The organism is Bifidobacterium colobi (assembly GCF_018555455.1).
Lineage (GTDB): Bacteria > Actinomycetota > Actinomycetes > Actinomycetales > Bifidobacteriaceae > Bifidobacterium > Bifidobacterium colobi.
Genome location: NZ_JAFEJU010000004.1, coordinates 136223 through 150169, shown reverse-complemented (window position 1 = coordinate 150169; position 13947 = coordinate 136223). Strand labels below are relative to the sequence as shown.

Genomic DNA, 13947 nt, shown 5'->3' with positions numbered 1-13947 from the left:
AAGACCGGTTCAACCATTCCAACAGTCGTTACTGCGGTCTCTCCCTCAGTCAGCTTCGCTGACAGCTCCCTCGTCAGAGGGAGCCGAGCTAACAATCAATCAGCCTTCCGTCTTTTGGGCGGCGCGAATCTTGTCCTTGGTGTCGCGGTCGTTGGACTCCTCACCGGTGGAGAGCGCTGCGATGAACGCCTCCTGCGGGACCTCCACATGGCCGAGCATCTTCATACGCTTCTTGCCGGCCTTCTGCTTTTCCAGCAGCTTGCGCTTACGGGTGATATCGCCGCCGTAGCACTTGGCCAACACGTCCTTGCGTAATGCGCGGATGTTCTCTCGGGCGATGATGCGCGAACCGATAGCAGCCTGAATAGGAATCTCGAACTGCTGGCGCGGAATAAGGCCACGCAGCTTCTTGGTCATCATCACACCGTAGCTGTAGGCCTTATCGCGGTGCACGATGGCGCTGAACGCATCGACTTTCTCGCCTTGGATGAGGATATCCACCTTGACCAGATCGGCGGTCTGTTCGCCGTCCTCGTGGTAGTCGAGCGACGCGTAGCCCTTGGTGCGGGACTTCAGCTGGTCGAAGAAGTCGAACACGATTTCGGCCAGCGGAATGCGGTAATGCATTTCCACACGGTCGGTGGAAATGTATTCCATCGTGCCCATAATGCCACGGTGATCCTGGCACAGGTCCATCACAGCGCCGATGAATTCTTTCGGCGTGATGATGTCGGCGGCAACCATCGGCTCCACGATCTTCTTGATCTTGCCGTCCGGGAATTCGCTCGGGTTGGTCACGTGATGCTCGCTGCCATCTTCCGCAGTCACATCGTAGGTGACGTTCGGCGCGGTCTGAATCAGGTCCAGACCAAACTCGCGAGACAGTCGCTCGTTGACGATTTCCATATGCAGCAAACCAAGGAAGCCACAGCGGAAGCCAAAGCCCAATGCCACGGAGGTTTCCGGAGTATAGATGAGCGCTGCATCGTTGAGCTTGAGCTTATCGAGCGCGTCGCGCAGTTCCGGGAACTGTGCATTATCAATTGGGAACAATCCCGCGTACACCATCGGCTTCGGATCGCGATAACCGGGCAACGGTTCAGTTGCCGGGCGTACGGCAGAGGTCAGAGTGTCGCCCACCTTGGATTGGCTGACATCCTTGGCGCCGGTGATAATATAGCCGACTTCGCCAGCACCGAGCGCCTTGGTGCGCATCATATCCGGGCTGATGACGCCGATTTCAATCGGATCATGGGTCATGCCGATGCCCATCATGTGCACTTTTTCGCGGTCGCGCAACTCGCCGTCTTCCATACGGATGTAGGTCACAATGCCACGGTAGGAGTCGTAGACGGAATCGAAGATCAGCGCACGGGCAGGAGCTTCCGGGTCTCCGTGCGGCGCAGGCACTTCCAACACGATACGGTCGAGCAGTTCAGCCACACCTTCTCCGGTCTTGCCGGACACACGCAGCACATCATCAGGCTTGCAACCAATCAGACCCGCGATCTCCTCGGCGTGCTTGTCCGGCTCTGCGGACGGCAAGTCGATCTTGTTGAGCACCGGAATGATGGTCAGGTCATGATCGATGGCCATGTACAGGTTGGAGAGGGTCTGCGCCTCAATGCCCTGCGTGGCATCCACGAGCAGCACCGCGCCTTCGCATGCCGCAAGTGCACGGGAAACCTCGTATGTGAAATCCACGTGGCCAGGAGTATCAATCATGCCAAGCGTATATTCAGTACCATCGAACGTCCACGGCACACGCACAGCCTGGGACTTGATAGTGATGCCACGCTCCTGCTCAATATCCATACGATCCAGGAAACGGTCACGCATCTCACGTTCGGGCACGATACCGCTCAACTGCAGAATGCGATCGGCCACGGTGGACTTACCGTGATCGATATGCGCGATAATACAGAAGTTACGAATCAGTGACTGATCAGTGGAACCCGGCTGATTGTGTTGGACGACCAACGCATTCCTCCTCTTGGCATATACTCAAACTTCACCTAGTGTAGCCGAGGGACTGTATTCGGCGTGGCACTGCGCGGGTTTTTCCGGGGTACATGCTATCCTCTTACTTTTGTATGTCCTTGTAAAACACATCGTTTGGAGTAAACGTGGCAAACATTAAGTCGCAGAAGAAGCGCGTGCTCACCAATGAGAAGCGTCACCTTCGCAACGTGGCTGTGAAGTCCGGCCTGAAGACCGCTATCCGCGCCACTCGCGAAGCCATCGCCGCCGGTGACAAGGCTGCCGCCGAGGCCGCCTACAAGGTCGCTGCCCAGAAGCTCGACAAGGCTGCTGGCGCTGGCGTGATCCACAAGAACCAGGCCGCTAACCGCAAGTCCGGCCTCGCTGTGGCAATCAACGCTCTGTGAGCATAAGCCTTTTCAAGGTTTGAACAAAGCCCTGCAATCCTTTTCGGGTTGCAGGGCTTTGTGTTTGTTTGCGGACTGCTAACGAATCATACTTACGTGTGAAATCACTCGCCGTTCGTATCGTCATCCTTTCCGGACTTGTGTGGCGTGATATCCGGGCGCTCCAAGTAACGCTTCTCCCCCGGCAGATATACATGGGTTCGTGGCATGGCGCCCGGCATCGTGACATTGAATGCTACCGACAGCAGTCGAATCGCCACCACGATGATGACAATCAGCACATCAAGTACCATTTCGGAGCGTAAATCAAACCATCCGTAGCGCACGCCTCGCCATACCAGTACGGTTAATATGCATCCGACGAATGAGGGAATCGCATACAGGTGCTTGTCGCGAATAATCATCGGCACATCACCGATGAAAATGTCACGAATCAAGCCGCCAGCCAGTGCGGTGAACATGCCGAGGAACACCGCCGTCATACCGGAAGTGCCGAACGCCAAGGCTTTGGCCGTACCATTGACTGCGAATAGTCCCAGTCCTAACGCGTCGATGAAGGTCATCGTCCATTTGAATTTTTTGATTTCCGGATGAGCGATCACAACCACCACGCCGGAGAACAACGTGGTCAACACATACCCTTTGTCGGTAATGCCCACCGGCGGCAAGTCTCCCAGCATCACATCACGGAACAGACCACCGCCGAGAGCGGTCAACCAACCGCACAGCATGATGGAAAAAATGTCATAGCCTTTTTGGATCGCCGCCAAACCTCCCGACAGCCCCCAGCATAGGATGGCGAGATATTCGATGCCGATGAATACCGCGTTGCTCTCCAACGCCACCTGCATGAGCCGCTCCCTTCCCCTGGACCGCAGAGCTTGGCACTAGCCATCACGAGACTACAACATGGGCTTGTCCCGAAGTATTGCCGAAAGAATGGCACCGGCTGCAATCATATCGATATCACGTTCGCCAAATGCCTGGCGCTGGTACGTAAGGTCAATGTCGTGAAGCTTCGCATAATCGATGACTTGTCTTGCCAGATCGGCGATCTCACCTGCCTTATTGAACGAGCGGCCGCGAAGCACCACACGTTGCAGCAGAGGACGCATCGACTTGACCAACTTGTAATGATCGGATTTGACCTTCACCATACAGCCGTCGGAGAAGTACAGCACCACGCCTTCACGAGTGGTTTGCCGTGCATCATCAATGGCCTTGGCCACTTCAGCGGCACTATTGCAAATAGCGACTACTTCAGGACGCTGGAATCCTCCAATTTCCGTAAACTCCTCCTCATGCGCGTAATCAATGGCGAAGTCCTGCCGGTTACGAATAAGATGCAGCAAACGCAGTCCTGAATTGTCATATCCAACGATATGCCTATCGGATTCCATATCGATGACCTCGCATGCGGCAGTGTCGTTCCATGCACGCAACCGAAGCCATAAACGTTCTCGGACATCTGAATCCTTCGGGAACAATCGTTCAATCAAGGCAGAGTAATCGGTTTGTCCGGACTTCGACCAGAAGCGGAATCTACCGTGTTCCTGAGCCGCCCCGATCAATCCGAGGAAGCCGTTCTCCTTACGCTCCACACGCACCGGGTACGCTTGTGGATTGACATCACCGTGCGTGATCACCTTGTCATACTGGGTTGCCGGCGTTTCATCCACAGCAAAGAACTTCTCAAATCCACGTTGGACCACATGCCCATCCGTATTCACGAACAGGCCACGCGCATTAATCGTATGCGTATTCCAATGTCCCTCACGAAAAGCCTGCGGCGTGAAATTACATGCGAAAAAACCGGTTTCATTGTTCACCGGCACGACTCGAACATCCGGATCCGCCTGCATCATCTCCATGCTGCTCTTACGCATGATTCGCCTCTAGAACGAGGGCATTTCAAGATGCGCTGGCGCTGTAGTGGCATCAGCATTATGACCGCAATGATCACGGAACCAAGCCGCCACTTGATTTTGTGAGACCGGCATCAAGTCCCAAGCATCAAGGCCCACATTCAACGATTCCGGTCGTGCGCCAGCCGGAGACAACTGATGCGTGTGGCCGTACAGCAGCTTGTGACCGTCGAACGGCAATGCCTGATCATGGAAGCGCACCGCATCATCCGGCCAACCGTAGGCGAGATCCTCGCGATACGGGAAATGCGACATATTCACCGTTTCCAGCATCTCTGGATTATCGGGATTACAGCCTGTCAACTCGACCGCATCGTTCGGTTCGATGCTCTCGAACAGGTTCAATGCAGGCTGATTGTCCATCCACCAGTCGTCATGGTTGCCGATCACCGCATGCAGATGGCGGCAATTGAGCTGGCGCAAGCAATCCTTGAGATGCTTGACGGACGTACGGAATCCGATATCGCCGAGAATCCACAGCTCATCGTCTTCTCCAACGATGTCATTGATGTTCGCGACCACCGCAGCATCATGTGCATCCGTGTTAGCAGCCTTGCGGAAGTTGAGTCTGGAATCATCAAGGATGATGTGCTTCACCCAATCCTCGGCAGCTTTGCGGCCTTCTGCGTTCATAATATTCGTGTACTGGGCTCTGTCCGGATCGAACGTGGTGAATCCGCGCAACGCACTCACCAATGGATGTCCGAAATGCGTGTCAGTAGTGAAATACTTCATTGTGTTCTCTTTTCTGCTGTTGTCATGCTTAAGGCTTACTCACATAACGTGTCCGCCGATGTTGTGGAATATTGCAGAATCCGTACTGTCAGGGCTTCCCAGCGCAAAACGAAACCCCTTGGAATCATTGGGATTCCAAGGGGTTCGAATGTCTATCGGAGTCTGCTAATCAGCACACCTTCCACATCCAGTTGTGCGGATCTTCGATCTCGCCAAGCTGGATGCCGAGCAGCTCGTTGCGCAATGCAACGGTCAGCTCGCCAGAGTTGCCATCGGCAACGGTGACGTCGAACTTCTCGGACTTGAAGCGGCCAATCGGGGTGATGATAGCGGCGGTACCGCAAGCGAACACCTCGGTGACTTCGCCGGACTTGATGTCCTCGAGCAGCTGCTCAAGCGGAATCATGGTCTCGACCACGTCACGACCCTTATCCTGCAGCAGCTGAATCAGGGAGCGACGGGTGACGCCCGGCAGAATGTTGCCAGTCAGGGACGGGGTCTCCACATGGCCATCCTTGTGGACGACCATCATGTTCATGCCGCCGAGCTCCTCAAGGTAGGTCTTGGTGGCAGCGTCCACGAAGCAGACCTGCTGGCAGCCGTTGGCAATACCAGTGTATTCGCCGAGCAGGGATGCTGCGTAGTTGCCGCCGCACTTGGCGAAACCAGTGCCGCCAGGGCCAGTGCGGAACCACTTGTCTTCAACCCAGATGCTCACCGGCTTCACACCGCCCGGGAAGTACGGGCCGGACGGAGAAGCGATCACGCAGTAATCGACTTCCTGCGGAGCGCGCACACCAAGGAACGGCTCGGAAGCGAACATGAACGGACGCATGTACAGCGTGTACTCACGACGGGACGGAACCCATGCGGCATCACGCTTGACCAGTGCGGCCACGGAACCAAGGAAGTCATCGATCGGCAGTTCCGGCAGGTACAGACGCTTGGCGGAGTTCTGGAAACGCTCGGCGTTGGCATCCGGACGGAACAGCCACGTGGAGCCATCAGCATGACGGTAAGCCTTCAGACCTTCGAAGCACTCCTGTGCGTAGTGCAGCACGGAAGCACCCGGATCCATCTTCAGCGGAGCGTACGGCTCAACGCGACGATCGGACCAGCCTTCGCCCTTGGTCCAAGTCATGTGGGTCATGTTATCGGAGAACACCTGGCCGAAAGCCGGCTTATCGATGAGGGATTGACGCTTCTCATCGGATGCGGGGTTCTCGTTCGGCAGTACGGTGAACGGTTCGGTGAGCTTATCAAGCGCCGCCGGATCGTGGTGCGTGTTTTCAGTCATTAGTCGTTACTTCTTCTTGACTTGGCGGTGTGAACCGCCGTGATAATGGTCTGCTGCGCTTGTGGCGCAAGCTCTGTGCATACTCTCGCACACCATCGCGTGCGGTGTGCAAGAGGTTTCACATGGTGAAAACGAGGAACCCGCGCCCAGATCTCTTGTGGGCGCGGGTTCAACGATTCCTATGAGTTCGGCTGTATGCGATTATGCTTCAGCCGCGTAACTCACTTGGCGTCAGCAGCCGGAGCGGCATCGGCGTCAGCAGCGGGAGCGGCAGCTTCCGGAGCAGCGGTGGACTCGGTGGCGTCCTCCGGCACCTCAACGGTGACCACGGACTCTTCCGGATCCTCAACGTCGAGCTCAACGCCCTCAGGCAGCACGACATCCTTAGCGAACACCTTGGTGCCGTCGGTCAGGCCTTCAACGCTCACCACGATCTTCTCAGGCAGGTTGGCAACGTCAGCGCGAACCTTGAGCTCCTGAATGTCGACGAAGGCCACAGCAGCGCCCTTCGGGGTGCCTTCAACGAACACCGGCACCTCAACGTCGATCTTCTCGCCAGCCTTGACCTCGAGGAAGTCAACGTGCTCGATGATGCGCTTGACCGGGTTCTTCTGCACGTCCTTGACGACGGCCATCTTGGTCTCGCCGCCGAAGGAGATGGAGAACAGAGCGTTGGTGTGACGCAGAGCCAGGGTGGTCTCACGCATCGGCAGGGTCACGAAGGCAGGCTCGGTGCCGCCAGCGTAGATGGTGGCCGGAATCTTCTTGGCAACGCGCAGACGGCGGGCAACGCCCTTGCCGAACTCGGTGCGGGCTTCGCCTTCGAGCTTGATAGTGGTAGCCATAATGGGTACTCCTTGTTTACTGGTGTTACTTATCGTTTTGTCTGTTTGACGCCACGACGCGCCGCAGAACAAACACCCAAGGAGGTGAACATCTCACGCCGAGTCGATAACGGAAGATCCGGACTCTTACGAGACCTTTTCTTCCCTCGCCAAAGCAACACGCTTTGGCTCGGTACAAGGTCGCGCGGTAAACCACGCTCCCCTCGCCTACAGACAGTCCACCGGACTGTCCGCTTCACGGCTCAGCCTGCCAAAGCAACAGCAGTCAAGTATACACAAGGCCATGACTTTCATGTATTGGTCCTATATTTGATAGTGAAATACAGAATCGAGGGCCGCGATGAAGCGCATTACTAGAAATCTTATTATCGCTGCGGCATCAGCAACCGCTGTACTCAGCGCAGGCACCTTTGCCGTCGCTGATGTTATGTTCCATCTTTCGCTCGATAAGCGTTGCGCAAAGTGGATGGTAAAGCTGATGGCTCATGATGCCGCGGCTGATTATCTGGAAACACCGCACGCCGATGCGGACGAAGAACGAGAAGCTGCGCAATGGTTCGAAAGCACCAAGCAACCGGTCACCATTACCAGCGAGGATGGGTTGAAACTGCATGGTTGGATATTCGAACCGGACAATGCCTCACCAGCGCCGCATTTGTATGCCATCTGCATGCATGGCTATACGGGCACACCCGCCGAGATGGCCAAATACGCACATCGATTCGCACGCATGGGATTCACCGTACTAGTCCCTGCCCAACGATGCCACGAACTAAGCGAAGGCAGATTCGTAGGCATGGGATGGCTGGAACGCCGCGATCTTATGCGATGGATTCATTTGATTGTGGAAAGCGACTCCGAGGCACGCATTCTGCTGGACGGCATCTCCATGGGCGCTGCCACCGTGATGATGGCGGTTGGCGAACCGGATTTGCCACGCAATGTAGTAGCCGCCATTGAGGATTGCGGATATTCCTCGGTTTGGGATCAGTTCCTCTATAACGCGAAAGGTATGTATCATCTTCCCCGGCGCTGGATGGCAATACCAACAGTGGCTGCTATGAGCAAGATTGCAAAACATGTAGCCGGATATGATTTCGCAGAAGCATCGAGCGTCAACTCACTGCGACATACGACGATTCCTATGATGTTCATTCATGGCAGCGATGACGTATTCGTTGATCCGGCTTTTCTGGATCGTAACTTCGCAGCCTGCGCCAGTATCGACCGCGAACGTCTCTTGGTTCCGGGAGCCACGCACGCCATGAGCGCCAGCACGCAACCTGAACTCTATTGGAAGCGCGTCACCAACTTCGTGGCACGCACCTTCAACCTGTAGAAACACAAAAAAAGCTCCCCTCATCGAGGGGAGCCATAGCAACTTCATCAGGCCAACAATGAAATTGCTTGTGTAATGCGTGTGTCAGCAAGGCGCACCGAAGGAAGCGGTACACAAGGTACCGCGACTGAGGAGCTGTGCTCTGCACAGCCCTCGCGGCACAGCCGCTCACTTCGCCTACGGACAGTCCACTGGACTGTCCGTTTAACGGCTTATCGAAGCTGACACTCCATCAGGCCAACAATTCTTTGACGGCGGCGATGACAGCTTGCAAACTCTTCTTCGCGTCGCCGAACAGCATCTGCGTGTTGTCCTCGAAGTAGAGTTCGTTCTGGATGCCGGCATAGCCCATACCGCGGCCGCGCTTCATGACCACGACGTTCTGAGCCTTGTCGACATCGAGAATCGGCATGCCGGAGACCGGGGTGCCCGGACGGCGGGCGGCCGGGTTGGTCACGTCGTTCGCACCAACGACCAGCGCCACGTTGGCCTGCGGGAACTGCGGGTTGATCTCCTCGAGATCGACAAGCTCCTCGTACGGCACATTGGCTTCAGCCAGCAGCACGTTCATATGGCCCGGCATACGGCCTGCCACCGGATGAATGGCGTAGGAAACCTCAACACCATGATTCTTGAGCAGTTCACCAAGGTCGGCGAGTTCACGCTGAGCCTGTGCCTGAGCCAGGCCGAAGCCGGGCACGAAGATGACCTTCTCGGCGTAGACGAGCTGCACAGCCAAATCGTCGGGCGTGGTTTCCTTCATTGTGCCTTCCGGACCGTCACCGGCTGCGGCGGCACCGGAACCGCCTCCGAAGCCGCCGGCGAGCACGGAAATCAGCGGACGGTTCATGGCTTGAGCCATCAGGATGGACAGGGTCACGCCTGCGGAACCGACCAGTGCGCCGGCCACAATCAGGGCAACGTTGTCGATGGCGAGGCCGGACATGGCCACTGCGGTACCGGTGCAGGCGTTGAGCACGGAAATCACGACCGGCATGTCGGCGCCGCCGATCGGAATCACGAACACCAAGCCATAGCATAGAGCGAACACGGTGGTCAGAATCGACCAGAGCAGTCGCTGCTCAGGCTGCACGCACAGCATCACCAGAGAAGCGATGGAGAGCACTGCGAACAGAATGTTCCACACACCCTTGCCCGGCAAAGCCAACTTCTTGACCCACTTGATGCCCTGCAGCTTGCCGGCTGCGATCAGCGAGCCGGTGAAGGTCACGGAACCGATCAGGATGCCGAGGCCGGCGGTGATCAACACCACGATATCCGGGGTGCCATCTTTGGTAAGGATGTCATTCAGCGCCACGAGTGCGGCTGCGCCACCACCCACGGTATTGAACACGGAGACCAGCTGCGGCATGTCGGTCATCTTGACCTTCTTGGCGGAGACCACGCCAGCCACTGCACCAATCAGGATGCCGACAACGAGCACCACCACGGCCACGATATTCACGAATCCCTTGGCGAAGAGCACCACGAACGCCATCAGCACGGCCACGACCATGCCGAACGCGGAGATCTGGTTGCCCTTACGCGCGGTCTTCGGTGAGTTCATGAAGTGCAGGCCGACTACGAACATGACGGCCGAGAACAGGTATACGAACCATGCGACGATGTCGATGGTTCCCACGGTTGCGGAGGTCATTACTTCGACTCTCCCTTCTTCTCATTCTTGTTGGACTTGAACATCTCCAGCATGCGGTCGGTGACCACATAGCCGCCGACCACGTTCATCGTGCCGAGCACTGCGGCGAGGAAGATGAACACGTAAGCCAAAGGACTATTGGCCTCGGCGGCCACAATCACCACACCGACAATGACGATGCCGTGAATGGAATTCGCACCGGACATCAACGGCGTGTGCAGGGTCGCCGGCACTTTGCCGATAACCTCAATACCAATGAGCAGTGCGAGTACGAATAAGGTGATGGATACAACGAGTGTAGGCATGATTTTTCCTTCTTCCTTGTCTCACTCGGACTTCGCGGCTGGTTCTTCGTCTGTCTCGGCAGTACCGGCAGCTTCAGTACGACCGGCAACCACCAGAGCATCGTCCAGTTCTTCCGTGAGATCCTGGCTGAGCTTGCCATCACGGATGAAATGCACGAGGATGTCAGCCACATTGCGAGCCAGCAGATTCGATGCGGTAGTGGCTACGCCGGACGCGAGATACGGGGCGCCGATAATCGTGACACCGCCCTCGGTGACCTGCTCCCCCACTGTGGAGCCTTCAACGTTGCCGCCAAGTTCGGAAGCCGCGCAGTCCACGATCACGGCGCCGCGATGCAAACCGTTCACGCCTGCCGCGGTAAGCAGTACCGGAGGTTTGCGGCCGGGAACCTTGGCAGTGGTAATGATGATGTCGAAACCTGAAGCCTTCTCGTCGACCGCAGCCTGCTGCTGCGCCTGCTCTTCGGCGCTCAACGCGCGGGCATAGCCGCCTTCACCCTGCCCCTTGGAGAAGTCAAGGCCCAAATCGAGGAACTTGGCGCCGAGGGATTCGACTTCACCCTGCGAAGCCGGACGCACATCGTACGCGGTGACGACGGCACCCAATCGACGCAACGTACCAATGGCCTGCAGGCCAGCGATACCAGCACCAAGAACAAGCGCCTTGGCGGGGCGAATAGTGCCGGCTGCCGTGGTCATCATCGGCAGGAAGGAACCATACGCATCAGCTGCAGTGATGGCAGCCTTGTAGCCCATCACCGAATTCTGTGAAGTCATCTCATCCATCGACTGTGCGCTGGACAGCTTACGCGGCAGTTTTTCAATGCCGATACCAACCAACCCAGCCTGTTCAAGGGAAGCAATGTATTCAGTATCGGTGAAGGAACCGAGCATACCGATTACCCACTGCCCCGGCTTCAATGAAGCCACAATATCCGCGGACGGCCTGTCCACGAAGCCAAGCGCATCGGCTTCAGCCAGCACTGTGGCACGATCAGCGACCTTCGCGCCTGCCTTTTCGTAATCCTCATCGGTGTATTCAGCTGCGATGCCGGCACCGGATTCAATTATCGAGGAGACTCCGCTCCTCTTCAGCCGGGTGACGATATCCGGCGTCAGCGCCACTCGGGATTCCGTTTCGGACGTTTCATTCAACACGCCGAAGACCACGGTGGCTTCTTGGGTTTCAACCATGAGAGCCCTTTCTGTTCTACATTGAATGGAAATGGTTATCCAACTCCACAGTGTAACCGCAAATCACGGAAAAGTATGGCTATTTCTTACGATTACGTAGGGTTTTCCTACGGTTGCGTAAGGTGACGAGTTCGGCTCACCCGATTACAATTTAACCGTTGAGAAGCGTTTGGGTACGGTTTGCCGCGGCCAAACGACAGTGACATGTATAGCAGGAGCAAGAATTGTCGGTTATCAATTCCTTCACGCAGCACACCATCGACCTTACGCGTAAAGCGCTGAGGCTCGGCGCTGACTTCGTTCATCCGGTGCACGACGACACCCCGGACGAACCCGATTACCTGTCCAATGCGGATGTGCCCAACGAATCGAACATCGAACTGCCTCATACCGATGATTGGGACGATGGCCATCTGACCACCACTGAAATCGATCCGGCGACCGGCCTGTTGACTACCTCCACCGAAGGCAACCCTGAGCTGGATGAAGGCACATCCATCTACGACCTGTATGCCGATCGCGCCGCGCGCATGGGTGATGAGCCCCTGTACACCTACAAGTCCGGCAACGAGTGGACCACGGTCACCGCCAATGAGTTCCTCGCCGAAGTGCGCGCCATCGCCAAGGGCCTGTTGCATTATGGTCTGAAGAAGGGCGACGGCGTGGCCTTCATGTGCCGCACCTCCTATGAGTGGGATTTGACGGATGCGGCTGTCATGGCCTGCGGCGGTGTGTTGGCCACGATTTACGATACCGATTCCGCTGAGCAGATTCGCAATATCGTGAACAACTCCGATGCACGCCTGCTCATTGTGCAGACCACGGATATGCGCGACAAAGCCGATGGCGCCGTCGAGGAATGCCCCTCACTGGAGCACATCATCTGCATCGACAATGGCGGTCTCGACGAAATCAAGGCATATGGTGCCGGCATCTCCGACGCGCAGCTGGACGAGCGCATCGATTCGATTAAGAAGACCGACCTGTGCTCGATCGTGTACACCTCCGGTTCCACCGCCGCGCCGAAGGGCGTGGAGATGACCCATGAGCACTACTGCCAGACCGCACTCAACCTGCCGGATTACATGCCGGATTTGTTGCACGATAAGAAGAACACCATTCTGCTGTTCCTTCCGCAGGCACATTCCTTCGCCCGTGCCATCAACTACATTGTGGTGGCCTCGAATATCCACATTTATATTGCACAGGGTATCAAAACCTTGATTTCCGATCTGCAGGTAGCCAAGCCGTCCATCATGATTGTGGTGCCCCGTGTGCTGGAAAAGGTGTATAACGCGGCATCCCAGAAGGCCGGCCATGGCCCGAAGGGTGTGGTGTTCGCCTCCGCCGTAGTGGCCGCGCAGAACTATATGAAGGAGATTTCCGCCAACGGCAAGGCCGGCGCGCTGACCCGCACCAAGCGTGCGGCGTTCGACCCGGTGGTGTACTCCTCGCTGCGTGAGGTACTGGGCGGTCGCGCCAAGTGGATTGTGGCCGGCGGCGCTCCGCTGGATCCGGATCTGCTCGCATTCTTCCGTGGTGCCGGCGTGCCAGTGTACGAGGGCTATGGTTTGACCGAAACCACCGCTCCTTGCGCGTTCAACCCGTTGGGCACTCCGTTCCATGCCGGTTCCGTGGGCATCGCATTCCCTGGCTTCTCGCTGCGTATTGCCGAGGATGGCGAGATTCAGGTCAAGGGTCGCGCTGTGTTCCCCCGTTACCACAAGAACGACGAGGCAACCGAACTGTCCTTCACCGAGGATGGCTGGTATGCCACCGGCGATTTGGGCCGTATCGACAACGATGGATTCCTGTACATCACCGGCCGCAAGAAGGATCTGATCATCACCGCTGGCGGTAAGAACGTCTCGCCTGGTCCGATTGAGGAAGTCATTCAGCGTTGCGAGATTGTCTCTCAGGCGCTGGTGCTGGGCGATAAGCGCCCGTTCATCTCTGCGCTGGTGACTCTGGATGAGGAATCGTTGCGGCCGTGGCTCGCTTCCAAGGGCTTGGATGAGAACATGTCCATGGAAGACGCCACGCAAAACGCCGCGGTTCGTGCCGAAGTGCAGAAGTGGGTCGATCAGGCGAACGAAGGCGTGTCCCGCGCTGAATCCGTGCGCAAATTCATCATTCTGCCCGAGGAGTTCACGCAGGAGAACGGTTTGATGACCGCTTCCATGAAGGTGATTCGTCCGAAGGTCATCAAGCGCTACACCACCCTGCTCAACACCCAAATGTACGTAGCCCGCAAAAAGTAGTA

12 protein-coding genes are annotated in these 13947 nt (G+C 56.8%); 3 read left to right on the top strand and 9 right to left on the bottom strand.

Going from position 1 to position 13947, the window contains the following annotated elements:
* Positions 1–99 precede the first annotated feature (99 nt).
* Positions 100–1980: a translation elongation factor 4 gene (gene lepA, locus JS530_RS06985; RefSeq protein WP_214376469.1), complete on the bottom strand. Its 1881-nt coding sequence runs from the start codon at positions 1978–1980 to the stop codon at positions 100–102.
* Between the two features lie 146 nt (positions 1981–2126).
* Between lepA and rpsT the strand changes: the two genes are divergently transcribed.
* The gene (rpsT, locus tag JS530_RS06980; protein ID WP_033890964.1) at positions 2127–2387 is read left to right on the top strand and encodes a 30S ribosomal protein S20; all 261 of its coding nucleotides are present in this window, start codon (positions 2127–2129) and stop codon (positions 2385–2387) included.
* Positions 2388–2491: 104 nt separating this feature from the next.
* Here the strand turns inward: rpsT and JS530_RS06975 are convergent, their stop codons facing one another.
* From JS530_RS06975 to JS530_RS06955, 5 genes are all read right to left on the bottom strand, one after another.
* A complete protein-coding gene (locus JS530_RS06975; RefSeq protein ID WP_214376468.1) occupies positions 2492–3238 on the bottom strand; it encodes a trimeric intracellular cation channel family protein in 747 nt (248 codons plus the stop codon).
* Positions 3239–3289: 51 nt separating this feature from the next.
* The gene (locus JS530_RS06970; RefSeq protein WP_214376467.1) at positions 3290–4273 is read right to left on the bottom strand and encodes a T4 RnlA family RNA ligase; all 984 of its coding nucleotides are present in this window, start codon (positions 4271–4273) and stop codon (positions 3290–3292) included.
* A 9-nt stretch (positions 4274–4282) separates the two neighbouring features.
* Entirely contained in the window at positions 4283–5047 is a 765-nt protein-coding gene (locus tag JS530_RS06965) for a metallophosphoesterase family protein (protein ID WP_214376466.1), read from the bottom strand.
* 169 nt (positions 5048–5216) lie between these two features.
* Positions 5217–6344, bottom strand: a complete 1128-nt coding sequence (locus tag JS530_RS06960; RefSeq protein WP_214376465.1) for a branched-chain amino acid aminotransferase — start codon at positions 6342–6344, stop codon at positions 5217–5219.
* Positions 6345–6565: 221 nt separating this feature from the next.
* A complete protein-coding gene (locus tag JS530_RS06955) occupies positions 6566–7189 on the bottom strand; it encodes a 50S ribosomal protein L25/general stress protein Ctc (RefSeq protein ID WP_214376464.1) in 624 nt (207 codons plus the stop codon).
* A gap of 340 nt (positions 7190–7529) precedes the next feature.
* Here JS530_RS06955 and JS530_RS06950 point away from each other — a divergent pair, with 340 nt between their 5' ends.
* The gene (locus tag JS530_RS06950; protein WP_214376463.1) at positions 7530–8528 is read left to right on the top strand and encodes an alpha/beta hydrolase; all 999 of its coding nucleotides are present in this window, start codon (positions 7530–7532) and stop codon (positions 8526–8528) included.
* A gap of 232 nt (positions 8529–8760) precedes the next feature.
* On the opposite strand, the gene JS530_RS06945 is transcribed toward JS530_RS06950, so the two are convergent.
* From JS530_RS06945 to JS530_RS06935, 3 genes are read right to left on the bottom strand one after another with little or no spacing between them, the layout of a single operon-like run.
* Entirely contained in the window at positions 8761–10185 is a 1425-nt protein-coding gene (locus JS530_RS06945; RefSeq protein ID WP_214376462.1) for an NAD(P)(+) transhydrogenase (Re/Si-specific) subunit beta, read from the bottom strand.
* Positions 10185–10490, bottom strand: coding sequence for an NAD(P) transhydrogenase subunit alpha part 2 (locus JS530_RS06940; RefSeq protein ID WP_033890970.1), 306 nt, complete (start codon positions 10488–10490; stop codon positions 10185–10187). Before JS530_RS06940 ends, JS530_RS06945 begins: the two co-directional genes overlap by 1 nt.
* Before the next feature lie 21 nt (positions 10491–10511).
* Positions 10512–11684, bottom strand: coding sequence for an NAD(P) transhydrogenase subunit alpha (locus JS530_RS06935; protein ID WP_214376461.1), 1173 nt, complete (start codon positions 11682–11684; stop codon positions 10512–10514).
* Positions 11685–11908: 224 nt separating this feature from the next.
* Here JS530_RS06935 and JS530_RS06930 point away from each other — a divergent pair, with 224 nt between their 5' ends.
* Positions 11909–13945, top strand: a complete 2037-nt coding sequence (locus JS530_RS06930; RefSeq protein WP_214376460.1) for an AMP-dependent synthetase/ligase — start codon at positions 11909–11911, stop codon at positions 13943–13945.
* Positions 13946–13947: the final 2 nt, after the last annotated feature.